Here is a 22,886-nt window from a genome sequence, read left to right as displayed (position 1 = left end):
ACTTGTTTATAAAAGCTTTTTTATATTCTGAATTGAATTATATCACTTACATCTAATATTGCAAATATGGTTATACTAACAAGGAAATTTCACTTACAGCACCCAATAAATAATTCTGTAAACATGCATTTCCGATATATGAACGATAGAGTATCCAAAAAACAATTTCCCAGTTTGATATTGAGTAGTTTATTTAGGGGTATTTAGTAGGGATATAAAAACACTCGTAATTCCAGTGTTATCAATGGTTATGGTCTATTAACGGGTTCATATACCTATTGTTCATATATCAAACATGCGAAATAAATATCCCATATTTAATGGTTAAATGATTTTTGATAAATTAGTTTATCTATGAAGTAATCATTAACATAGCCTTTAATAAAATCTATTTCTAATAAATTTTCAGTCTCACTTAACATTGGAACAACCTTTCTCACTAATTATATTAATATAACTTTAATGAAGTGAATATAACTAAACGTTGTATCATATAGTATAGTATGATACAATACTGTATAGTATCGTATGATATTTGTTGAAAGGAGGTTTAGATATGGACGTACCAATTAAAAGAATTATCGATAACCTGAATGAACCATCGGTAGAATTATTAAGACTTATCAAGGGTAATCCAGGTATTTCATTTAAGGATATCCGTCAACAAAGTAATTATAGTCAAGAAAAGACTTACAAATTATTAGCGTTATTAGAGGGTGGTATCCTCATCCAATCACAACGTCAAAATGATGCAAGAAGTAATGGATATGAAACAACAAAATATGGAGACTTCGTTTTGACATTTTTAGAAGATTAGTCTAATCTAACCTATAAAGTTCAACTAGTTCAATTTAAACTAGTTAATTTTAAACTAGTTGATTTTAAACTAGTTTAATTTAAAGTCATTTGAACTAGTTTAAATTAAACTATTAATAATTTTTTAAACTTTGAAGGAGGAAAATTTTATGAGTACAGTAACATTAAAAGCAGGGAAAGATCCGGGTAATATTACTACAAAGATTTCTTTTATCAACAAGGATGGGAACATCGATAACTTTGAAATTGCTACAGTAATTGCAGAAGCTCCTGCTACAGCGGTTAATTATGGCGGAGGGGTTGACGGTAACACTGAGATACCTGCTGAAGACTATATTCATGCCAGAGTTAATTCCGGAAGTCTTGATCGTAGTGAAAACAACTTAACTTGGTTCGTTGGAGAACTAGCTAAGAACGCAGAGAACAAAGTACAACCACACCTTGAAGATGAAACTGCAGATGCAAAATTCTCAGATGATAATCGTGCTTTATTCATCATCCCTGTTCTTACAGGTATGGCAATCGCTGCCCTAAAAAATGACGAGACTATCGTTAATGTACCTTTATCAATTGGTGTACCGAGTGAGAACTATTTAAAACAAGAACAATCTTTAAAATCTAGATTCATTGGACAGCATAAAATTGATTTTATTGATGGTCCATATGCCAATAAAAGTGTTGAAATTAATATTGAAGAAGATACAGCTCAAATACACGCTGAATCTGTTACTACTGCACTAGCATTACAATATGATATTGAAAAAAACGTATTAGTTGAGAATAAATTCTTTGAACCAATTAAAGGTCAAACTTATACTGTTGCAGATTTGGGTGCTGGCACTAACGACTATGCAGTCTTTAATCAGTCAGGGTTAGATAAAGTTCTTACAAGACAGTTCACAAATAACGGGAGCGCTGGTACGAATGTATACATTGACCGTATAATAAATGATGTTTACAATGATGAGGCTTTTTCAAAACAAAGAGAAATCATTGAAAAACAAAATAACATAAAGTTAAAGCCAGCTGAATTAACTTCACGAGAAACATTTATGAAGAAAATTGTTAAACCAGTAATAAAGAAAGTTGTTAATTTTGAAACAGGAGAAATTAACGACGAGGAAGTAAAATTCACTTTTAGCTGGGCAAACCAAAAAAATGTAGACATTACTAAACACGTTAAGAAACATATGACAGATTATGCAAATACTCAAATCGAGGCTTTGCAAGGGGCTTGGTTGAATGCTAATACTGAGCATATGATTGCTGTTGGTGGCGGTGTTCTATTCGGTTATTTAGGTGGTTTGAACAAACTGAAAGATGAAGGGATAAAAGTTCCTGACTTAAAAACATCTCAGTACTTCACAAGCAAATCTTATACAATAGCCGCATACTTAATGAACCTATCTAAACAACAAGATGCTGTTAAACAATAAACTATGACCTACGAAAGGTGGATTGAATTATGACAAACCCCAATAAAAATATATATGTACCAGGGCAAAGTACTTCTTTTACCCCTTCTCGTAGTGCTACTTGGATTGATGAATTCAATAGAATATTAGGTGATTCTCCTCTTAGTAGAAACAAATTGACAGAAGAACTTATTTTGGCTGGGTTAAAATCATGGAAGGGTTTTTCACCGAATCCTGTTGAAAAATCAAACAACACAAATTCAGCAAACAATTTTGATTTTCTTACTCAATATGAAAACGAGTTACTTTCAACCCATTACTACCAAGAAGTATTAAAGAAATTTATAAAAATGTTGATCTCTGAGAATGAGGAAGGAATAAAACGAACATTCTTAAATGTTTCTTCCTCCTCTATTATTGAAAACAAGACAAGTGCTCAAGAAAATCCTATCCAAGAGCATACCGTAACCTCGTCACCTTCACAAAGCGAGATAGAGACAGAAAAAAAACAGCCAAAACCAGCTAACCTGGATGCTGCTTTTGCATTATTACAATCAACAAAGTCTTAGATTTATGGAGGATTTAAGATGAAAGTAACAGCTTGCAGTTTTAATAATATTAAGTTTGAGTTTAACATTGAACTTAGCAAAGAAGAATTTAATCAGCCAGAAGATGTAATTAAAGATAAAACATTAAATATTGCTAATGAGATACTCAAAGTATCTGGACAATCTAAAAATTTAGTTTTTTCTAAGTACATGTCGTTTGAAGAAGATATGTCTATCCTTTGTGTTTTTTTAGTAAATGATTGATGTAATTATATTCAGAACACATTAAATTAAAAACGTCTAGCTGACATACAGTCGCTAGACGTTTTGTATATTTGGAAACAATAATGATTAAGCAAAAGAAATATCATTTGTTTTAAAAAACGAACCCTTTAAAAGAAACATTTCTTAACAAACCGTTACTGGTTTTATCTAAGTATTGCACCTTGCAAATTAAACGTGGTTCTAACCATATTACTTCCCCTTCAACTTTAGTAATTAACTGCTTTGCTATTTGTCTAAAAGCTACCTTCTCCTCTTGTTTAAATCCGAATTCAACTTGAGCAATGCTTTTGTAGTTGCCAACCAATCCCACCACCAAAGAAAAAGGCTCTTCTTTATAACCCAATATTGTAGTTTTTATAATTTTAAAATGTTTGTATTTTAACCAATCCCTTGATCTATGATTAACCCTATAAATAGAACTACAACGTTTCCCTACAATCCCCTCCATTTTCTTCTCTTTAGTTAATTGATAAATGTTGCTTCCATTACCTTGAATTGATGGCACCTCAACTAAATAATTCGAGTGCTCTATTACAGCTGATAACCATTCTTTCCTTTTAGTTAGAGGCTCATTAAGTAATGGTTTATTAGTGGCCAATATATCAAAAGCTACAAATGTAACTGGATGTGTATTTGTGGCATCTAATATCTTATCTTGGTTAGTGAGGAGTCCTCTATAGGCAAAATCCTCGAAATTAGATACTCCATTACGAAAGACTACTCCTTCAGTATCTATAATGGCTGTATGTTCTTTTATTGACTCAGCGGCCAAACTTAATTCTGGGAATTTCGAAGTAACATTATTACCTTCACGGGTAAAAGCTTCGATCCGGTCTCCATCTTTATGAATAAGAATACGCCAACCATCCATCTTTATCTCATAAATCCAATCATCAGTATTTATTAGAGTTGTACCAGTTGATACTAACATTGGTTTTATCGGTTTAAACAACAAGCTACCATCACCTCTCACCCACTTCATAAATTCCACTCAATATTAAACACTCATTGTTCATTCTTATCTTTATCTTTTCATTACGTTTTAATTCATCTCTTATAACTAACTAAATCGAAATAACATAAATACAACTAGTTGAATTTAAACTAGTTTAAGTTAATTTAAATTAACTTAAATGCAACTAGTTTATATACATCGAACATTCTAAGCATATTTATATAACCAAAAACCATTTAAAATAAACTAGTTTAATTTAAATTGCACTAGTTTATTTTAAACTATCAATAATATCGATATTGTATTCAATTAGTCTATCGATACTAGAGTCAACACCAAATCTATATTTAATGTATTCTGTTCTAATATCGATAGCATACTCAAGTAGACTATCGATACTCAAAATACTCTATATTGAAAATATCAAATTCCAACCTCCGCTATCGTTACGGTATCTTTTGAAAAACCATTAACTCGAATATAATAACGTTATTACCAAAGTAATATCATTACTCTATCTACTTTCTTCGAAAAACTTCTCTTTACTATCGTTAGACTATTTAGATACAGAATCATTAGTCTGTGTGGTTGGTTTTTGCTATATTAGATAGCTCGATAATCTATTGTTAATGTGATATATTCAAAATATGAGAAGGCTCGTGATATGAAAGGAGTGTGTAATCAATGAATCAGGTCCAAAAAGCGGAAGTAAATGATACTACTTCACAGATTAGTACACACTGGAAATTGTCCAAATTTGTTGATGAAGTAAACAGAGTATTTTTTCAACTTTACAATGTACCTTTAAACGTTACCATTAACACTATAAATAATTATTTTCGCCACTTGGAAGAGAGGGGAATTCACGAAGTTGAACGTTTAAACGATGTTAAAGTATATAATGAGATAGATTTAAAAATAGCTATCTTTATTGCAGCTAAGCGTTCAAAGGACTTACAGGAAGATATATGGGGTTTACCTCAAATATACGAAGCTATTGCTGATTCGCATGACCTTGAAACCAGAAAGCCACTAACAAGTAGTTCACAGAAACAAGATGAGCTATTTAAAAGGCAATTAAGTGAGTTTAAGAAAGAAATTAATGAACAACTCAATAGGCATGGTAAATTCCATCAAAAAGTACTGGAAATACAAAGTTCGTATGATAAGAAACTGGAAAATATAATGCTTGATTATACTAAAATGCAAAAACAACTTAGGGAAGAAGGGCGCGAAGAGTGGAATAAGTTGCCCAAAAGTAAGAGGTTTACAGGTCTTATATTTAAACAAGAAAATATAAATGAAAGAGAGCGCTTTATTGAAGATTATGTTGAAAAGGGTTTGAACGAAAGAATGTTAAAAACTCTTCATCAAGGTAATCAAGAAGATAGCTCTAATGACATTGATTAATGTAGATAATAGTTCTTCTAGTTTCAAGTATGTGTTATCACATGGGAAAGTAGGTGGAGTAATGGGGCTACAAATGGTTCTTGATGAATACCACGCATTTCGTATTGGAAAAGGGATACACCTTAATACGGTCGATATGGAGATAAAGTATATTAAAAAATTTCATACCAGTGTAAATATCGAAAGGAAAGAAGAATTAGCACTGAGAAGCATTAGTTATAAAGATATTGATGCCTTTTTCACTAGAGAATGTGATGTACTCTCTGAGCGTACTGTGTACCGTAAAATCACAATACTTGTTCATTACTTTGACTTCTTATGGCGAAACAATTATATACCGATCGATGTTATGACAAAGTTCCGACAAAGATTTAAGAAACTAACTTGGGAAGCACCTGCAGTTAAAGTAGATTATAATAAATTAATCAAAAGTAAAGATACGATTTATAATGCTACTTCAATTAATCTTATTCCTAAATTCATATATTTACTTATGTCATATGGTATTGAAATGAAGGACATGTTGCATTTGTCTAGAAACAATATAGTGGAAAGAAATCATGAATATCTTATATATTTTGAAAACAGTACCTGGAAGATGGAGCGCTCGATATTAATTGACTCAAATCTAGAGATAAAGTTAATAAATGAAATATTACAGGAGTCCAAAAATAGGGGGATAGATTTACTCCTCTCCACGAAAAGTGATAAGGGGTACGGTCCTTATAATCCAAGTAATTTACATGATATGATGAAGCCTATTTCTGAACTTGTAGGCTGCCCATTGAATAGTACTAAGCAGACTATGTATGCTTTTGTTCACCACTTAGTAACTGATAAGCAACTAAGTATTGATACCATAAGTGAACAATTAGCTATCCCTTTAACACATGCTGCCAAACTTGTAAAAACCTCTATTGATCGTATTGAATCTTCTGTTTGAATCCTATATACTTAACCTTGTAAGAAATAACCTAATACTTTAAAAAAGGGATTACCCCAGAGAAACCTATCAATTGATAGGGCTTTTCTGGGTTTTTTTGTTTTATAAAATGAAAGGAGATGCATATATGTCCCATGGGGTAAACCATACACACTTAATTCCATTGCAGCATTTATATACTGCTTTAATTTTAGGTGGGGCTAAATTGAATGAGTCTGGAGGAGTTTATGAAGTGAAACTCTCAAAAGAACGTCATACAATCATTAAAAATTATTTAAAACGGAACAAGTTACAAGATTATTTTAAATTCGGTGTTTGTGATGATTATAATATTCATTTTGAAGTGACTTTATTATCAAGAAAACTTTGGAGAGAGTGGTCCAAATCCTCCAACATGATTGAATACATTTCACCTATGCAATTAAATGTTAATGTTCTTAATCTTTGGGTTAGTTTATTTGGAGAAAGTAAAAGTACACGCATTTACATGCCAAGCCATCACTTTACTGATTCGGCAAAAGAAACCTTCACTATTCTTTTTAATGAAATTATGAGGTTTGAAATTGTATTTAATTCTATGAGTTTTACAATTGTTCATTTTAAAGAGTGGTTTCTTCAACAATACCAGTCTCGAAGACCTATATATGAAATCAATCTGATTTTAAACTGTCTTTCCAAAAACGAAATTCTTTGTTTAAGAAATGAACGCTTACAATATGATCTTTATAAAGGGGGAGTGAGCTTTGTATAAGAAGTTGGTATTAATTACTTTTAGTACTCTTTTATTATCTGGCTGCCTCGGTCCATATACAACTGAGTCAAAAGGTAGGAATACTGTTTCTCAAGAAATTGAGATTTCACCTAAAGAACAAAATAGTAGGCTTGAATCATCATCAACGATATCTAAAGAAGAGGCTGCTGAAAATGCGACTAAATTGTACACTACAAAAGAACTTGAAGAGTATAAACCACAAATCATAAAAAAAGAATCTCTAAACATTAATGACCTGGATAGCGTAGCCCAGTATAGTGCGTATTATTTTGTTGAGTTCATGAAGGATTCAATTACCGCTGACCAATTCATTGATGACATGTATAAAGTATTAGATGATGATTTCACATCTAAATTAGGATCAAATAAAGAGGAAATGGCCAAAACCCTTCACATAGTACAGAGCAGTTATTATAAAAATATTCCACAGAGTAAAGTAACCTCATACTTTATATCTAAACCCATCGTTTTCTATGCAACTGCAAACGAGAGTCTAAAAATTGTTTATAGACGACATGTATTAGAAAATGGTGACGAGATATTTTTTGAAATGTTGTTTTCTCAAGGAAAAGGTGGTTGGAAACTATTGGAGGATACGCCAACCACAAATCCTTATATAACAAATGAAGAACTAGAACTAGGAGAAGAGAATAATGCTCAAACAAATAGCACAAATACTTGAAGATAAAATTAAAGAAGATAAAAGGTTTCGGAAAGATTATAATGAATTAATTCAATTTTACTTATTGAAATTTATGAGACTTGATACTAAAAAACAAGAAAAGCATATCGAAGAAATAGAATTGATTTTAAATCGGCAGTTTTTACAGGGATATATGATAGCTATGCAATTTAAAGAAGATAATCCAGATATACCGCTAATAACAGAGGAAACTACTATTTATCAAGTCTTAAACACTATCCCAAACAGCTTGAGAGAGATGTTTGAACAACAAAATCTTGATTTTGTAAAGGTCGATACCGCTGAAGCTTTTGCAATGGATATGTTAACACAAATTGGTACATCTTATTTTGATTTACTGGAGCAGGTTTACAAAGAGATCACTTATTATGGAATAACATATGCGATTTTACATCAGTACCCATCCTACGTTAAGGATGAACTAATAACTAATATAAAAGACGTTATTCATCCATATCTAATCACTCCACAGATCGCTATAATACCTTCAGTAACGTTAGATGGCGCGTCTGAGGCATTAAAATACGATTTATTTAACTGTTCATTTAAAGGAGAGAGTCAAGATTGGATGGGACGTATTACTTTTAATCCTTATAGTTCCGAACCAAAAATTGCAGAAATAATGTTGTCAGATCAAATTGCTACTTTTGAAAAACTTGACCTCCTTAATTTAATTAATCTACTTCTATCCGAAAATGCCGAAAATGAAAAAATCTATTTCAATGTCTTTCATATATCATCTATTGAAACATTAGAATCACAAATAAAAAACACCGACTAAAGTCGGTGTTTTCTTCTTTATAATTCACATATTGCTTGAGGTCTACCCCTCATATATCCTTTACGAGCGTGAAAATGGACGATATGGTTAGGGATTGAGTTATCCATTACATACGCCTGAAAGACTCCTAAAACCGCTGTGGCGGCAAATCTATTGGTAATAAATCGTTGTGGCTCACTTGCTGTTAAATCTGCACAACTCATTTCAGAAGGCTTCATATCATCGCTATCGATTAAGATACCTGGAAAGACTTCTGCAACTGGTTGATAATCAACAGTACCATTTTTCTTCAAACCACAAACAACTTGTCCAGACCAGCCTGATTCTTGATAATCAGCCTTTTCTTCTATGGTCCAATCACTATATTGTCTATGCTGCCAGTTTACTGGCATGACACAAGATTCATTACCTACATCTATATAAAAAAGATTGGGCACTCTTAAAAAAAAGTCATTCATAACTTTTCTTGTAAAGTTGTTATCTACACAACCTATTAATACACATTTAAAGGCATTACTGTTTATCGCATTAAAAAAATCATGTTGATATAATGATTCTAAATGTTCCACAGATTCAATATACCCCTTTACATATGACCAAACATTCAATTTATATGCCTGACCGTAACGTTCCGCAAGTATCTTTGCTTTCGGCTGGCCAATATCATCTAAAATAAACAACTGATTAAATAGATTCTTTTCCTCTACTACATCTGGATCAGCAAGGACATATACACTATCAGGATCAGCTTGTGTGGCCAACATCTGAGATATTAATTGTGTAAGGGGGCCACCATTACCACCTGTGCCAATTTGTACAATAAAGTATTTCTCTCTTTTCAAATCACTCACCCTTTCTAACATGGATTCTTTCCATATCAAAAGAGGGGAGAGCATAAACAGGTCTTTTGAAAATTTCAAAAGTATCACATGGAATCCAGCCTGTGGACTCATCGACAAATATTCTGCAGAATATATTCGGATAAAAGTGATCAATGTTTCCAACAATTATATATAACATGTTGGGAATGCGCTCTGCACTATTATCTATAGACGATGGGATAGGATTGAGAGTATGATGCGAGTGGATTTCTGCTAACTTTTTACAATCCATTCCAATACGAGATATTATACTTATTGCAGATTCAGTAGTTTCGCAATAAAATTTATGAACGTCTTGTTCAGGTATATCAATAAATACTTTTCCTGTATTAGTACATTCATATATATCTGCATGTATTTCTAATTCTTCTTTTGCAAATAATTGCGCTACTGCTATAAATTGACCCAATACTTCATGAGGAATAAGGGGTCTCTTTCTAATTAGCGTATTAGATTTACTACCTTTCTTCTTAGCCATTAAAGTTGGAACCACATAAGTTTGTTCCTTTTTTTTAATGAACAGCATCTCTGTATGATTAGCAACTAACTCTGGGTAATCAGTCTCCATACGAGTCCGTAAAATATTTAATGTGATTTTCTTGCTTTCAATTTCTGCTTCAGTACAATACATAGTGATAGGGATAGACTCTCCATAATATCTTATTAATGTGGATATAGTCGGATCAAACGTATCTTTTACTCCTACCTTAGTAGCTGTCTTTTTCCCAGTCGCTTTTTCTACGGTTTTAGCCTTTGCAGCATGCTCAGATAATTCTTTTTCTTTTCTTGCAAGTTCAGCTTCCTCTGAGGATACATCAAACAACTCTTGGGTAGCAGTAACCTTATTAGGCTGTTCTGATTCAGTTTCAGTTACCTGTTCAGTATTTACAGGTTCCTCAATATTCTTTTCTTCATGAGTACCTTCTAGGGGAATTAATTTTTTTTCCTCGTTATTTCCCGCTTCCATTTCTTCTAAAAAATCAAATAAGTCTTTCATATTTTTTCCTCCTTAAAAATCTTTTAGTTTAATATTCATTGGAATTAGATCATTGTGTTGAAAATGTTTATCTTCATTCTCTAATAAATAGTCTTTGAAACTTCTGTATCCTGACAACAATGCCATTCCATAATCCTCGCTAAAGGGGCTCCCAAAAAACAAATCTTTTACTCGTACACACTCTCTTACAGCTTTAAATACTGGAAGGGAATTAGTACCCCAACATATACTTCCAGAATTTTTGGATACATGTGGAAAGGGGAATTGATATAAATCTGTATCTTCATTTATATCTTCCTTATTAACATCCACTGCACAAGCAGCCACATTTTTAACCTGCCATTCCATATTTGCTTTCACTAGTTCAACACTAAAGATTGTCCGTGGAGTCTCTATAAAGAACCCATCACCTTTTAACTGCACATGTTGTATAAAAGTCTTCTCTGGTTCAAACACAAGTAATATTTTTGCTTTTGTACCCATACGATTATGCGTAAAATGCAATGTATTATTAGGTAGCATTGGTAATGTCATATAATTACTTGATACATCTTTTCTCAATAAAGCTTGAAAAGCGTCTATAATCTCCTCAGTAGTTAACATAAAAGGACCCTGAATACTACCATTAGAGTTTACAAGGGTACCTTCAATGAATCGGTTCAAATCCTTCGGTTCACATGGGATTTTTATTTGCCATTCCATCCTGGCAATACCTCCTTCATTTTCTCTAAAATACTCATACAAACTCCTACTGATTCAGGATCTCCGAAATCAGTAGAGCCAACAATGATATATGATTCGTAGTAAATTACATCAGTTTCATTTTCAAACCTGTAACCATGAACTGTCTTTTCTACACCTGTTTCATAACAAAATTGAAACTTATAGGGTGTCTTTAGGTACCATATCTGATCATATTTTTCAAATTCAATTTCTGAATCACATTGCCTTATTTTTCTTTCCAAATTATTAAACTCTCTTTGAAATAATACTTCTTCGCTATCTTGCATTTTAATCCCGAAATTTTTCTCTAACATTTCAAATAAAAAAATTTCAGGAGCCATACCATATCCATCGGACCAGTCATACCTTAATGACCAATCAGGAATTATTGGTAATTGACTGTGTTCTCTACAATACATATCTATCAACTTTACAAGTTGCAATGAGTAGTAAAATTCAAGAACCATGGGAAATTCCTCTTGTGTAATCTCCATTTCCTTCCTCCTTGTAACACTGCATAATATAATTAGCTATAAGTAAGGGTTGCCAAACCAAACTTTTAATCTCTGTACTAATTGCTTTAAAGCAATAATAGATATAAATTTGCTCAGCCCTATATTTGTAAAATAATAAATTGTTCAAATAAAGGTCACCTTACTTTTTCTTTGCAGATTTTTCCCATCTAAAAAATTTCTTGCCAAATTAACTTCAAGTCTACTTAGACTTACAGCTGTATCTAATTGCCTTATATGAAACAAAATTAAACCATTAACTTCATCAAAATCATGGTCATTTTCTAATAGCTCAAGCACTCTAGAAATATCCTTTAATGAAAATCTAGAAAAATCGATTTCATTTGCATATACATCATCTATCAATAATTTGAACAAATAAACGATACTATCATTTTGCAAATTAACATCAATTACTTGACCTTGTTTTTTTAATTTTTGAGTAAACATTTCAAAGTCCATTTGTTCTTGTCCTTTACTATAAAAATGAAAGAGACTGCCATTAATAACAGTCTCCTTAGCCTATCTAGTAAGTTCGAATCGGTAGCATTAAAGCTAGATGGGAATCTTCTTCAGTTTCCCCAACCATAATGAATGGTTTCAAAGACTCAGTGAACTTTATACGTACATATTCAGATTTGAAAGAAAGTACCGCTTCTATAAAAAAGACGGCATTTAAGCTGATTTTCAAACCCTTCCCTATAAATTCCTCTCCTTCAATCAATACTTCACCATTCTTGGTTTCCATTTTCGTTCTAATCATTAAACAGTTGTTGTCAATATCAAAGTTGATGATAGGGGAATCTGGATTTAACATTGAATTAAGTAGTTTCATGTTATCCAAAATCTCTTGTCTAGCGACAACAATTTCTGTAGAAAAGCTCTTAGGTATTAATCTATCTGTATTTGGATAGTTTCCCTCGAGTGCACGGATTGTGTGAACAATATGGCTATTGAATAAAGCAACGTAATTCCTGAATCCAACAACCATCACATCTTTTGCTAAATCAAAACTATTTAAAGTCGCCTGCAGCATTTTTGCTGGTAACGTAATTGCTAACTCCTCAGAAATCTCACCCTGGGTAAAATATATTTCCCCCATTCGATGAGAGTCAGTACAGACAAATTTTTGGCCACTTGGTGAAACATCAATATGTACACCTTGCAAGACCGGACGTGTATCCGATGTACTAGCTGCATAAGCTGTAGCTATGACAATATCTTCCCATTGCTGACCAGTGTACTTTAATTGATACATAGGTTTTTCTGTAGGCATAACTGGATACTCATCTGAGGAAAATACAACTGTTTGTAACTTTGTTTTCCCTTTGCTAACAGTTAACAGATATCCTTCTAATGAGAATTCCATTTCGCCTGAAAGTTTTGTTATTGTTCGTAAAAAGTCACGGGGAATTACACAAGATCCGGTTTCAACCACGTCTACTTCTGTTGTTCGTTGTTTAATCGTTTCATCTCCATCAGAAACAGTAATTGTAAGACCTTTTTCTGTCATTTCAAAAAGAACACCATTTAATATTTCCTTCGTTACTTTTGCACTCATCAACGTGCCATTATTTTTAATTATTTCTCTAATCGTTTTCTGTTTGATTATAAAGTTCATACAATTCCCTCCAACAAAATAAAGTCCAACAACGTAAACACGTTATTGAACTTACTCTCTCTTTTTATTGTGCAGCTGCTTTATTACAGTCACCTTTTATAAGCTCAATAGCTTCTTCGGCTTTCTTATAGTCCATTTTGAAATATAAGGCTGTAATGTCTGTAATCGTTTCTTTGCATACAATCTGCGAATAATAAAACACTTGTTCTATCAGCAAATTATGACCTCTACATACACTTAAATAAAAATTTACTGCATGGACAGCATTGTAAATGGATTTCAGTTGATCAATAGAAGCATCTTCAAGGTTATGAGATCTACATCCTACACAGTCTAAAAAATAGGGAATTAAATTTGAACCAATTTGTCCATCTTGTAACTGACCCCATACCAATTTCAATGCATTTTCATGCTCAGATTTCTGCTGATTTTGGTTTCCATTTGGCAGCGACTGTTTCATATTCTGTGGCTGCGGTTTACTACCTGAAACAATTTCAAGGGTAGAAGGTGGAGTAACATAACCAGTAACATCTCCTTCTCCTTTAATTTTTCCCGAGACATAAACAGAGCCAGAATTTTCAACCTTTAACCAAAATTGAGGTAAGTCATAAAGATATCTTCCTATTCCGAACTTTACACAGGCCCGCTTAAATGCACTTGAATATCCACCTTTAACAGACTCAAAATCTGTTGTCTCTGCACCATCAGTTCTTGTTACCCAATCACCATCAATTTTAATGCTTAGTTCGCATTGAAATGCTTGTTTGCCATTAATACTAATTTCTCGGTAATGGTCTTTCCAATTTACTCCCAATACTTCATCAAGCCTAATCATTGCGGCACGTGCATCAATATAAGGTAACATTAAGACATTACCATTCTTGGCAAACGTTTGTGCTCGCCATTCAATAGCATGATCCTCAAAAGGTTCTGATAATGCTTTGAGAACTTCCTTTCCATCTAAACTCATACTAATTCCTCTTTTCAAAGTTTTTTACATTCCAATAAAACGCAAAAAAGCCTTTGAACATGTAAAAAGTAGACAATAAATGTCTACCAAATAAACATGCCCAAAGGCTTTAACAATACGCTCTCCGTCGAATTTACTTAATGAAAATTGACAAATAAAAGAAATAGAATGTATGCAATTATTGTAGCATACTGCTAAACTATTTACAATGTAAGCAAAAATTAACTTTGAAAAGGGGGAAGGGGCATGGAAAACGGATTAGAGGTCATTTACTTAACTGATAATGCCAAGCCCTTAGTAGACACTGTTCTACTTTCGAAATATTTTAAGATTACGGGGAATTTACAAGAATTAAATCGAATATGTGAATCTGAAGGTATTGTAAAACTATATACTATAATTTCAGATACTAATGAATTCGAAAAACTTAGTCTGTATTTAGATATGACAGGGATTGTTACCCGTGTCATAGTAACAAATGAAGATTTATTAAAGAATGAACAGCTTTCAAAATTCGAAAAGTGTACCTATATAAAATGGCTAAAATATATTACTAAAAATGTTAAAGGTGATGAAGTTTCAACTACGCAGGTACCAACTGAGACTTTAAAACCACTGATTGAAAAGACAGCATCAACGGATCCTTTGTTTTTTGATGATAACACCATCCTTGATAATGCTACTGGAGATGTAACAGTGACTGAAGCAATTAGCAATGCTCAAGCTCAATCTGTACAGTATGAAGAAAATCCGCTTCACATTAGAACAAGAAATATACAAAAGAAACTTTTTGCAAACCAGCAATGGTCGGACCATAAAATTATTGGATTGTGGTCTCCAACTGGAAAAACTGGCGTCACATTAACTACCATTAACTTAGCTTTATCATTTGCCGAACAACGCATTTATACAACAGTATTAGAAGCATTAAGCCCGCATCCTATATTAAAAACTCATATTTCACGATATAGCTCACCACCAAAAAATTGGGTAAGTTATGCTAGTTGCATACAGGAAGAGTATGAGCCAAGAATGGCTTCTTGGATTTATCAAAATGTTGTGTTCCTACCTTCCTCACAAGATGACTTACAGTATAGTTGGAATCCGCCATTAATCGAAGCCTACATGACCACTTCTAAAATTGCAGATGTAACATTCGTCGATTTTCCTAGTGGCCACTTGGCTGAATATTCTTTAGATGCCCTTAATTATGTTGATGAACTTTGGGTCTTATTTGATGATAACTTCCCAGCTTTATTGAAATGGAAGAAGTATATACAAACATTAAGTCAAAATTCTCACCTGCAGATATATGGAATTATGGGAAGAACATATGAATTCTCACAACCAACGAAGATATCACAAGAGATGGGTATCCCATTACTAACGAGTATCCCTGCATTGGATCAGGAGATAATGAATCATTACTATACGAAGGAGCCATTATGGTCAAAAACAAAAGTAAAGGAAGCTTGGATGCCAACCTATCAAACTTTATATAAACATGTCTTTCCAGATCATCCGCCGATGGAGATTGAAGAAAAGGGTACACCTAAAAAGACCCCTGTGAGAAATTTTATAAAACAATTGAAGTTCAGTACACAATAATTTAAGATTAGGGTATATTACTTATTTAATTATTTGGTCAACTTGCACATCAAGTTAGACGGAGATGTATTGTTAGAGTCTATGGACACATATTTTGGTATTTACATGCCATTTTATGCGTCTTAGACTCTTTTTTTATTGTTTAAAATAACAAAAGGGGTTTTTTTTATATGCATACATTAAGACGTACAAAGATGGAAGGTTGGTTTGAATACTATCGTGAGGTGTGTCCTATTTGTCATAAGTCAGGCGGTTGTATTCGAAATGAAGAGGGGGACGTTGTTGGCTGCATTCGTGTAGAATCCAAAAAAGTGTTCTCTAAAAACCCTCTAACTTATCTACATTTTTTGAATGAAAAGCAAAAAAAGGTGTCTGGTAAGTGGGCTGAAAAGCAAGTATCTAAAATTGATGATCAATTTTTAGATTTAATGTATAACGGTTTAATACAAAATAAATTACCGTTATTAAATGAGCACCGCGAACAACTTAAATCACCCAATAGAGGCTTAATGGACTCTCAAATTGATATTAGAGGATACCGTAGTCTTACTAAGGGTTTGGCAAGCAAAATTGTAGCTCCAACTCCATTGAAAGGTGTACCAGGCTTTTATGAAAATAATGGTCAATGGAAATTAGTACATGGTATTGAAGGCATGCTAATACCATACAGAAATGTTTATAACGAGATCGTAGGTTATCAGATTCGTGTAGATAATCCACTCCCTGAGATTATTTATATAGAAAATAATATCCCTAATTGTAGAATGCATTTAAAAAAGGATGGTCACACCGTTCTTGCTTTACTAGAAGGAGGGGAAATACTTGGGGAAAAACAAATGAACATAGGAGACGAATTTGTTATGGAATACCATGGTCTTAAAACTCATATTCGTCTTAAAAAAGGAAATCGTTATTTTTGGCTCTCTTCGGCTAAGTGGAATTTAGGATGTAGTCCAGATGCTCCAATACATGTTGCTATTCCTTCAGCTAGATTAAAGAAACTAGAGGAAAATCCATCTCAATATAGAGAACCGTTACGTGCAAAATCGGTTTGGATTACCGAAGGCGCGCTTAAAGCTGATATTGCAGCTGATCATATTTCAAAAGCGTTTACACCTGAGCAAATCGCAATGTTAGGTGATACATTTGTAGCTACTTCAGGTGTCCAGTCTTGGGCTAGTATACTTCCTGTATTAAAAGAGTTAGGTGTTGAACAAGTAAATATTGCTTTTGATATGGACATGTTGACTAATCAATATGTGAAGCAGGCTGTAACACAGTTATTAAATGCTTTAAAGAAAGAGAAATTATTGATAAACTATGTGGTATGGAATACAAAAGATGGTAAAGGAATTGATGATTTACTTGTGATGTCTAAGCGACCTCAGGTAAGAAGAATAGGAAATTAAATAATTGTAAAATAAATGTATTATAGTAATAGATAAACCTATCCGTTAAAATATGGGTAGGTTTTTTATTTGCTTATTATTAGGAGGACTATATGTGTTAGATACACTAAAATACGTTAAAGTGAAGGGACAAGGGGCATTTGCTCGTGTCTCCCAATATAGTGATGATAAAGGTAAATTGTATGCACATAAGACTTTAAAACCTGAATTACGTAGCAATCAAGATGATGTTAGTAGATTTAGGAGGGAAATAGCTATATTAGAGGCTTTAAAAGGAGAGCCCCATATAGTTCCTATAATAGATAGTGACGATACTGACCTGTGGTACATCATGCCTTATGCTGAGAAAAATTTACATGAGTTCATAACAAAGAACAATCAAACATTAACTGAAGAAGAAAGGGTAGAAATATTCGAGAAGATTCTAGATGGCATCTCGATAGCCCATTCAAAAAGCATACTTCACAGGGATATAACTCCCAATAACATTTTAAAAATAGAAAATGACTGGTATATTTGTGATTTTGGACTTGGGAAAGATTACTCTAAATATACTCAAGGTGGATTTTCTTCTGTTCAAGGATACGGTAGCTACTATTATGCAGCACCTGAACAGGCAGATAAACTTAAAGACGCTACTATTCAAAGTGACGTCTACTCCTTAGGGAAAATTTTTTACTTTATTTTGACTGGTAAAGAACCTAGAAATATAAATGATGCTCCAAGTTATCTTAGCGTTATTAAGGGGGCTGCGGCTGAAAGAGTTGGAGATAGATATGATAGTGTACCTATCTTGAAGAATGAAGTTCTGAAATATAAGCAATATTACTCTAGAGTAGCTGGCCCTAGCCTTCAAGATATTACTGTACAAGAATACCTTTTCATGCATCAATCTAAGTTAAGAACTAACCAATTTGACTGGAATGAATTTTACGAAATCACTATGGAATTCAATATTAAAGAACATGTTTATTATGATTTTATTGACCCTATTATTATGTCTTTAAAAGATGATGAAACTGTCTATTTCTTTTATAAAGCGATTAATAACCAAAAAATGTTAGATTTTATTGTAAAATTCAATTTAGGCTTAGAAAAATGCTTTTCAAACACCGGTTGGCCTTTTAATGCTACAAATGCTTTCGGTTATTTCTTAAATAGGCTATTTAAAACTTTAACTGACCCACCGTGTCAATTAGAATGCTTAAAAGGACTGTGGACTATAGCTGCCCGTTATAATCAGTGGGCAGTTCAAGATATAATATTAGATATTATTCAAAAAAATTCGATATCTAAAGAGAATGAGCGAGAATTCGCCGTCTACATGATTGATCAGGATAATTCGTTCCCAAAATTAAGCAGAGTTAATACTACTAGAATAACTTCAACTGAAATTTCGAGTGCTATTAGTATCCTAAAGAAAAAATAGAAATTTTATAAAAAAACGATTACTAGGTAATCGTTTTTTTATTTTTTTGGTATCTTCAGCATAAGAGGATATTTTCCATTATTTTTAGTTAGATATTGTTTGATAATCCCTTCGAGTTAAAACTCCTAAGAAAATACTGTTGATTTATAAAATCCAACATTATACAATAAGGGTAATTATATAAGCGTCAATGGGTGTACCCCAAATACAAGGAAACATAGCCAATGCTATGTGTTCTTTCTTGTGTTTGGGGTATTTTTTTTTGCTTATATAAAAAATCAAAGGAGTGGTCTTTATATGACAATTTCTCTTACGAAAAATAAGAATTGGAAAGGAGTATTGATAATCGTCGGTTTGTTAGCATGTTTATTTTTCGCACTACCAGGATTTGATACAGCATTAGCTGCAAACGAAAAAACAACCGGCATAACAAATGCAGCTGATGCAGCTTCAATGGCTGGAATTACTACAATATCTGACAAAGGTCAAGGGCTAATGAATGAAGCTAAAGGATGGATTTACGTTGTAATTGGCTTCGCATTAATATTCATCGCTGGATGCCTAGTATTTGCTGGTGCTAAAATGGCCGCTTCTTCTAATGGTCAAAAACGTGCTGAAGCGGCATGGTGGATTGGCGGAAGTGCAATAGGAGCAATCGTTGCTTACAATGCTTTCAAGCTAATTGGACTAGCTATTGGAGCGGGGTCCTAATATATGAACACCTTTTAGGTGTTCATTTTTTAAAAGGAGAGATTATATGCGAGTTGGTGTTCGCCTAGAACAAGATATGGTAAGTGAGCAAAGAAGTCTATTAGGGTTCATGTCATTACGTCAGGGAGTCTACTGTTTCGTAGGTATTATTATTATTTACAACATAATAAAATACGTATTCAAAATTAGTAGCCTTTTTATGAGCTTAATCCCCAGCCTCATTTGTTCCTTGGTTTTTGCGTTACCTATACCAATAATAATTTTTTATATAGCTTTTACCCGCCATTCTCATACAGGATACTACCGAGACAAAAACTTTATTTTAAAATTCGCCAATAAGCATGAATTTGGTTGGTGGAGAAAAGGAACTAGTAGAAATTTAGTTAATCTAAATGATATAGGGCGTGAAAAAAATGATTGATTTACTTGTTTACAGTGGTATGGCTCTCGTATTTTACATTTCCTACTGTATAGCAAAAAAAGAACCAATAATACGTACAAAAAAAAATCTAGAAAAACATCGAAATAAAAAACAAGCAAAATTTGAAGAAATTACAAATACACACCATGAGGAAATTCTTAATGAGATTGAACCCTTGACATTCGATAATTTATTTAAAGATTTAATTGACATTAAAAATGGTGTGATTATTAAAGATAATAATTGGTACACAAAAATAGTAGAAATAACTCCTGTAAATTACTATTTACTTGATTTAGATGAACAAGAACAGATAGATAAAAAATTTGAAATTTGGACGACCAAACTAGATGGACAGTATCCTCGGATTTATTTTCAAAATCGATTTATCGATTTGACGGAAAACACCGAACTTATAAAACACACATTTCATTCTCAATCTGATTTGCCAGCCAAAGCAATAGAATACGGAAAATACTTGTTAGCTGACCTGGAAGATTTCCAAATAAAAACTCCTCGTTATGAATTAAAAATTTATCTTATTTTCGATTATGAAGTAAGAATTCAAGATATCCATGTAGAGGACGGGGATGACATTCAAGAAGCTTCATTTGATAAAGCTAATACTGAATTAAATAGGGTAATTCAAAAGTCAAATAGCTTAACAAAAAGTGGTGTAAAAATTAACGAACTCGATACAGCCGGAGTCACAGAACTACACTACCATTTATTCCAACGTAGAAGAGCTCGCAAATTAAGATTTAATGATATACAAAACAATGAAATGCTGGCAATGTATGTTAACTCTGATCAAACACCAGAGCATATGGCTGCTGTAAAGGAGGAAATTGACAGTGCCAATTTTAAAGCGGAAGAAGAACAAACAAATTCCTGAGAAGAAAAAACAACTAGATAGTAACATAAGTACCCTTAAAGTAAAGGATTTCGCAACTAACACACTTTCTAAGTTTTGGGACATTGTTTCACCAGATGGATTCGGAATAAAAGATAGAGAAGTTGATTATTTCATCATTAACCAAAGCCTTGGGAACACAATTTTTGCAAGACCTTTTCATATCCCTTCAGAAGGTTATCCAATGAATCTGAATACAGGTTGGCTCCAAACTCTAACTGATCAAGGTGAATTAGATGTAATGGTAGATATAAATAAATTGACTAAAAAGGAAGCAGTTAAAACATATGAACGGCAGATAAAATCTCTAGAAGCAAGCTTAATTGTACAAAATGTTAGAGGAAGTCGTGAAACAAAAAATGATTTACTTACTAAAATTGCTGACCTTACAAGAGCAATGGAAGAAGTACAAATGGATTTAAATGACTCTTTTTATATAGGAGTTAATGGGGTTTTATATGCCGAGTCCCTGAAAGAATTAAATATACAGTCTAATCAACTGGAAGATGAGATGGCCAATAAAATATTTAAAATCTCACCTACATTTCATCGAGTAAAAAAGGGTTATCAATCTGTCACACCATTATCTAGAAATCAAGTTCCTGAGTCGTTAAGGAATTTTACTCGCCAATCACTGTCAACTTTAGCGCCCTTTATAAGTGGCGCAGGGTTATACAATGGTGGTATTCCTATTGGTGTAAATAAAATTACAGGACAAAAAGAATTTTTCAATGCCTTTGGAACTGAAAAGTACAGACCTAAAAACTACAATATGGCGATTTTCGGTTTAGCTGGAAGTGGTAAATCATTAGCAATGAAACTCTTAATGGCTCGCGAAACGGTTGGTATGGGCGTATACACTCGTCAAATTGATGTTGAAGGCGAATTTGTAGATGCTACACGGGAACTTGGAGGCATTAATATTACTCTCTCTGAAGAAGGGGATATCATTATAAATCCCTTAGATATCAACCCTTCACTTATCCCAGTTGAGGATATGTTAGAGGGAAATGATTTGGATGAAGAATTGAAGGCTTTAGAAGCGTCTGACGATAGAGAAGTAATTGAAAAGGATGGAAAGAAATATGTTCATTTTGTTCCGATACGTGAAAAAATAAATGAAGTTCTTGATTTTTTTGACATTTTAGCACGTGGGAAAAATCAAGAGAAAGAAGGTCTCGACGTTTTTGAAATTGCTTATCTAGAAGAAGCAATTACATATTTATATCGTGAAGATAAACGTTTTAAATTTACAACCCACCCTAATTCTCTGTACATCGATGGTTCTAAGAAAATAAATGACAACATTGTTCAAGGACGTGCTAAGAAAGCTATGCCTACATTGTCAGATGTATATGCTTATTTAGTAGATAAATTTTCTCAAGAACCCGAAGCAAAGAAGTTAATCACAACCATTCGTCCTTTTTTAAGGGATCAATCAAAGCCAATTTTTGATGGCCAAACATATTTTGGTAAAAACATTGATACGGACTTAAAGAAAGCAAGAATTGTTAACTACAACCTAAAGCATATGGAAGAAGGTTTTTTACGTCCAATTGCTTATCACGTCATTCTTTCACACTTATGGGAAGATTTCGCTAAAGCTCCGGAATTAATGTTTGTTCCTAAGATTATTAACTGTGACGAATTAGCCCAATTCATTAAAAATAAGCAAACTGTTAATTTCTGCGAAAAAGTAGCACGTAGAATTCGAAAAAGATGGGGCGGATTCCGAATCGCTTCACAAGATTTTGTCGTTGTCGCCAATTCACCTGAAGCGCGAGCGATTTTACAAAACACAACTACATTCATGTTCTTTGAACAAAACAAAATTGATTTAAAGGCACTGAAGGAAACTTTTAATCTTAGCCAAGGCGAGATTGACATAATTAATAACTCACCTGCAGAGGGAGAATGTATTTTTAAACAGGGAACTTCTTCCGTATGGATGCGAACAGATCCATCCCCTGGTGAAATGTTGTTTGTAGAATCAAACAAAGCTGTATTAGAACAATATAAAAAACAACTGAAACGTAGCAGTATCAGCTGATAGGAGGCCAAAA

The 22,886-nt window shown here is 33.0% G+C and carries 24 protein-coding genes; 16 read left to right on the top strand and 8 right to left on the bottom strand.

The window, feature by feature from the left end; translation table 11 throughout:
• Positions 1-556 precede the first annotated feature (556 nt).
• The 4 genes from ACP3VS_RS18550 to ACP3VS_RS18535 all read left to right on the top strand — a co-directional run bounded on the left by ACP3VS_RS18550 (position 557) and on the right by ACP3VS_RS18535 (position 3,043).
• Positions 557-817, top strand: coding sequence for a hypothetical protein (locus ACP3VS_RS18550; RefSeq protein WP_197223600.1), 261 nt, complete (start codon positions 557-559; stop codon positions 815-817).
• A 148-nt stretch (positions 818-965) separates the two neighbouring features.
• Complete coding sequence (locus tag ACP3VS_RS18545; RefSeq protein ID WP_197223599.1) at positions 966-2,252, top strand: hypothetical protein; 1,287 nt, start codon at positions 966-968, stop codon at positions 2,250-2,252.
• A gap of 29 nt (positions 2,253-2,281) precedes the next feature.
• Positions 2,282-2,800, top strand: a complete 519-nt coding sequence (locus tag ACP3VS_RS18540; protein WP_197223598.1) for a hypothetical protein — start codon at positions 2,282-2,284, stop codon at positions 2,798-2,800.
• Positions 2,801-2,818: 18 nt separating this feature from the next.
• Entirely contained in the window at positions 2,819-3,043 is a 225-nt protein-coding gene (locus ACP3VS_RS18535) for a hypothetical protein (protein WP_426389545.1), read from the top strand.
• A gap of 112 nt (positions 3,044-3,155) precedes the next feature.
• On the opposite strand, the gene ACP3VS_RS18530 is transcribed toward ACP3VS_RS18535, so the two are convergent.
• Complete coding sequence (locus tag ACP3VS_RS18530; protein ID WP_426389543.1) at positions 3,156-4,046, bottom strand: RNA ligase family protein; 891 nt, start codon at positions 4,044-4,046, stop codon at positions 3,156-3,158.
• A gap of 657 nt (positions 4,047-4,703) precedes the next feature.
• Here ACP3VS_RS18530 and ACP3VS_RS18525 point away from each other — a divergent pair.
• The 5 genes from ACP3VS_RS18525 (at position 4,704) to ACP3VS_RS18505 (ending at position 8,628) form a co-directional block, all read left to right on the top strand.
• Complete coding sequence (locus ACP3VS_RS18525; protein ID WP_426389541.1) at positions 4,704-5,429, top strand: hypothetical protein; 726 nt, start codon at positions 4,704-4,706, stop codon at positions 5,427-5,429.
• Positions 5,416-6,372, top strand: coding sequence for a hypothetical protein (locus ACP3VS_RS18520; protein ID WP_197223595.1), 957 nt, complete (start codon positions 5,416-5,418; stop codon positions 6,370-6,372). The genes ACP3VS_RS18525 and ACP3VS_RS18520 overlap by 14 nt, the downstream gene beginning before the upstream one ends.
• A gap of 127 nt (positions 6,373-6,499) precedes the next feature.
• Positions 6,500-7,123, top strand: a complete 624-nt coding sequence (locus ACP3VS_RS18515; protein WP_426389539.1) for a hypothetical protein — start codon at positions 6,500-6,502, stop codon at positions 7,121-7,123.
• Entirely contained in the window at positions 7,116-7,826 is a 711-nt protein-coding gene (locus ACP3VS_RS18510) for a hypothetical protein (protein WP_426389537.1), read from the top strand. Before ACP3VS_RS18515 ends, ACP3VS_RS18510 begins: the two co-directional genes overlap by 8 nt.
• On the top strand, positions 7,798-8,628 hold the full coding sequence (locus ACP3VS_RS18505; protein ID WP_426389535.1) for a hypothetical protein: 831 nt from the start codon (positions 7,798-7,800) through the stop codon (positions 8,626-8,628). The genes ACP3VS_RS18510 and ACP3VS_RS18505 overlap by 29 nt, the downstream gene beginning before the upstream one ends.
• 17 nt (positions 8,629-8,645) lie before the next feature.
• Here the strand turns inward: ACP3VS_RS18505 and ACP3VS_RS18500 are convergent, their stop codons facing one another.
• The 7 genes from ACP3VS_RS18500 to ACP3VS_RS18470 form a co-directional block, all read right to left on the bottom strand.
• A complete protein-coding gene (locus tag ACP3VS_RS18500) occupies positions 8,646-9,470 on the bottom strand; it encodes a ThiF family adenylyltransferase (protein WP_197223591.1) in 825 nt (274 codons plus the stop codon).
• Between the two features lies 1 nt (position 9,471).
• On the bottom strand, positions 9,472-10,506 hold the full coding sequence (locus ACP3VS_RS18495; protein ID WP_426389533.1) for a hypothetical protein: 1,035 nt from the start codon (positions 10,504-10,506) through the stop codon (positions 9,472-9,474).
• Between the two features lie 12 nt (positions 10,507-10,518).
• A complete protein-coding gene (locus ACP3VS_RS18490; protein ID WP_426389531.1) occupies positions 10,519-11,208 on the bottom strand; it encodes a hypothetical protein in 690 nt (229 codons plus the stop codon).
• The gene (locus ACP3VS_RS18485) at positions 11,193-11,723 is read right to left on the bottom strand and encodes a hypothetical protein (protein WP_197223588.1); all 531 of its coding nucleotides are present in this window, start codon (positions 11,721-11,723) and stop codon (positions 11,193-11,195) included. The genes ACP3VS_RS18490 and ACP3VS_RS18485 overlap by 16 nt, the downstream gene beginning before the upstream one ends.
• Before the next feature lie 144 nt (positions 11,724-11,867).
• A complete protein-coding gene (locus ACP3VS_RS18480; protein ID WP_197223587.1) occupies positions 11,868-12,203 on the bottom strand; it encodes a hypothetical protein in 336 nt (111 codons plus the stop codon).
• 64 nt (positions 12,204-12,267) lie between these two features.
• Positions 12,268-13,362 carry a DNA polymerase III subunit beta gene (gene dnaN, locus ACP3VS_RS18475; RefSeq protein ID WP_197223586.1) on the bottom strand — a complete coding sequence of 365 codons (1,095 nt, stop codon included), beginning with the start codon at positions 13,360-13,362 and terminating at the stop codon, positions 12,268-12,270.
• Positions 13,363-13,426: 64 nt separating this feature from the next.
• The gene (locus ACP3VS_RS18470; RefSeq protein WP_197223585.1) at positions 13,427-14,332 is read right to left on the bottom strand and encodes a Rad52/Rad22 family DNA repair protein; all 906 of its coding nucleotides are present in this window, start codon (positions 14,330-14,332) and stop codon (positions 13,427-13,429) included.
• A 246-nt stretch (positions 14,333-14,578) separates the two neighbouring features.
• Between ACP3VS_RS18470 and ACP3VS_RS18465 the strand changes: the two genes are divergently transcribed.
• The 7 genes from ACP3VS_RS18465 to ACP3VS_RS18435 all read left to right on the top strand — a co-directional run bounded on the left by ACP3VS_RS18465 (position 14,579) and on the right by ACP3VS_RS18435 (position 22,873).
• Entirely contained in the window at positions 14,579-15,940 is a 1,362-nt protein-coding gene (locus ACP3VS_RS18465; protein ID WP_197223584.1) for a hypothetical protein, read from the top strand.
• Between the two features lie 170 nt (positions 15,941-16,110).
• A complete protein-coding gene (locus tag ACP3VS_RS18460) occupies positions 16,111-17,349 on the top strand; it encodes a DUF3854 domain-containing protein (protein ID WP_197223583.1) in 1,239 nt (412 codons plus the stop codon).
• A 94-nt stretch (positions 17,350-17,443) separates the two neighbouring features.
• Positions 17,444-18,778, top strand: coding sequence for a serine/threonine-protein kinase (locus ACP3VS_RS18455; RefSeq protein WP_426389527.1), 1,335 nt, complete (start codon positions 17,444-17,446; stop codon positions 18,776-18,778).
• A gap of 297 nt (positions 18,779-19,075) precedes the next feature.
• Entirely contained in the window at positions 19,076-19,489 is a 414-nt protein-coding gene (locus ACP3VS_RS18450) for a hypothetical protein (RefSeq protein ID WP_426389525.1), read from the top strand.
• A 46-nt stretch (positions 19,490-19,535) separates the two neighbouring features.
• The gene (locus tag ACP3VS_RS18445) at positions 19,536-19,910 is read left to right on the top strand and encodes a hypothetical protein (protein WP_426389523.1); all 375 of its coding nucleotides are present in this window, start codon (positions 19,536-19,538) and stop codon (positions 19,908-19,910) included.
• Positions 19,903-20,805 (top strand): hypothetical protein, encoded by a 903-nt coding sequence (locus ACP3VS_RS18440; RefSeq protein WP_426389522.1) that lies wholly within the window; start codon positions 19,903-19,905, stop codon positions 20,803-20,805. Before ACP3VS_RS18445 ends, ACP3VS_RS18440 begins: the two co-directional genes overlap by 8 nt.
• Entirely contained in the window at positions 20,765-22,873 is a 2,109-nt protein-coding gene (locus ACP3VS_RS18435) for a VirB4 family type IV secretion system protein (RefSeq protein WP_426389520.1), read from the top strand. Before ACP3VS_RS18440 ends, ACP3VS_RS18435 begins: the two co-directional genes overlap by 41 nt.
• The last annotated feature ends 13 nt before the right edge of the window (positions 22,874-22,886 follow it).

The organism is Lysinibacillus sp. VIII_CA, assembly GCF_049943995.1.
Classification (GTDB): Bacteria; Bacillota; Bacilli; order Bacillales_A; family Planococcaceae; genus Lysinibacillus; species Lysinibacillus pinottii.
This window is presented reverse-complemented; position numbering and strand designations above follow the sequence as displayed.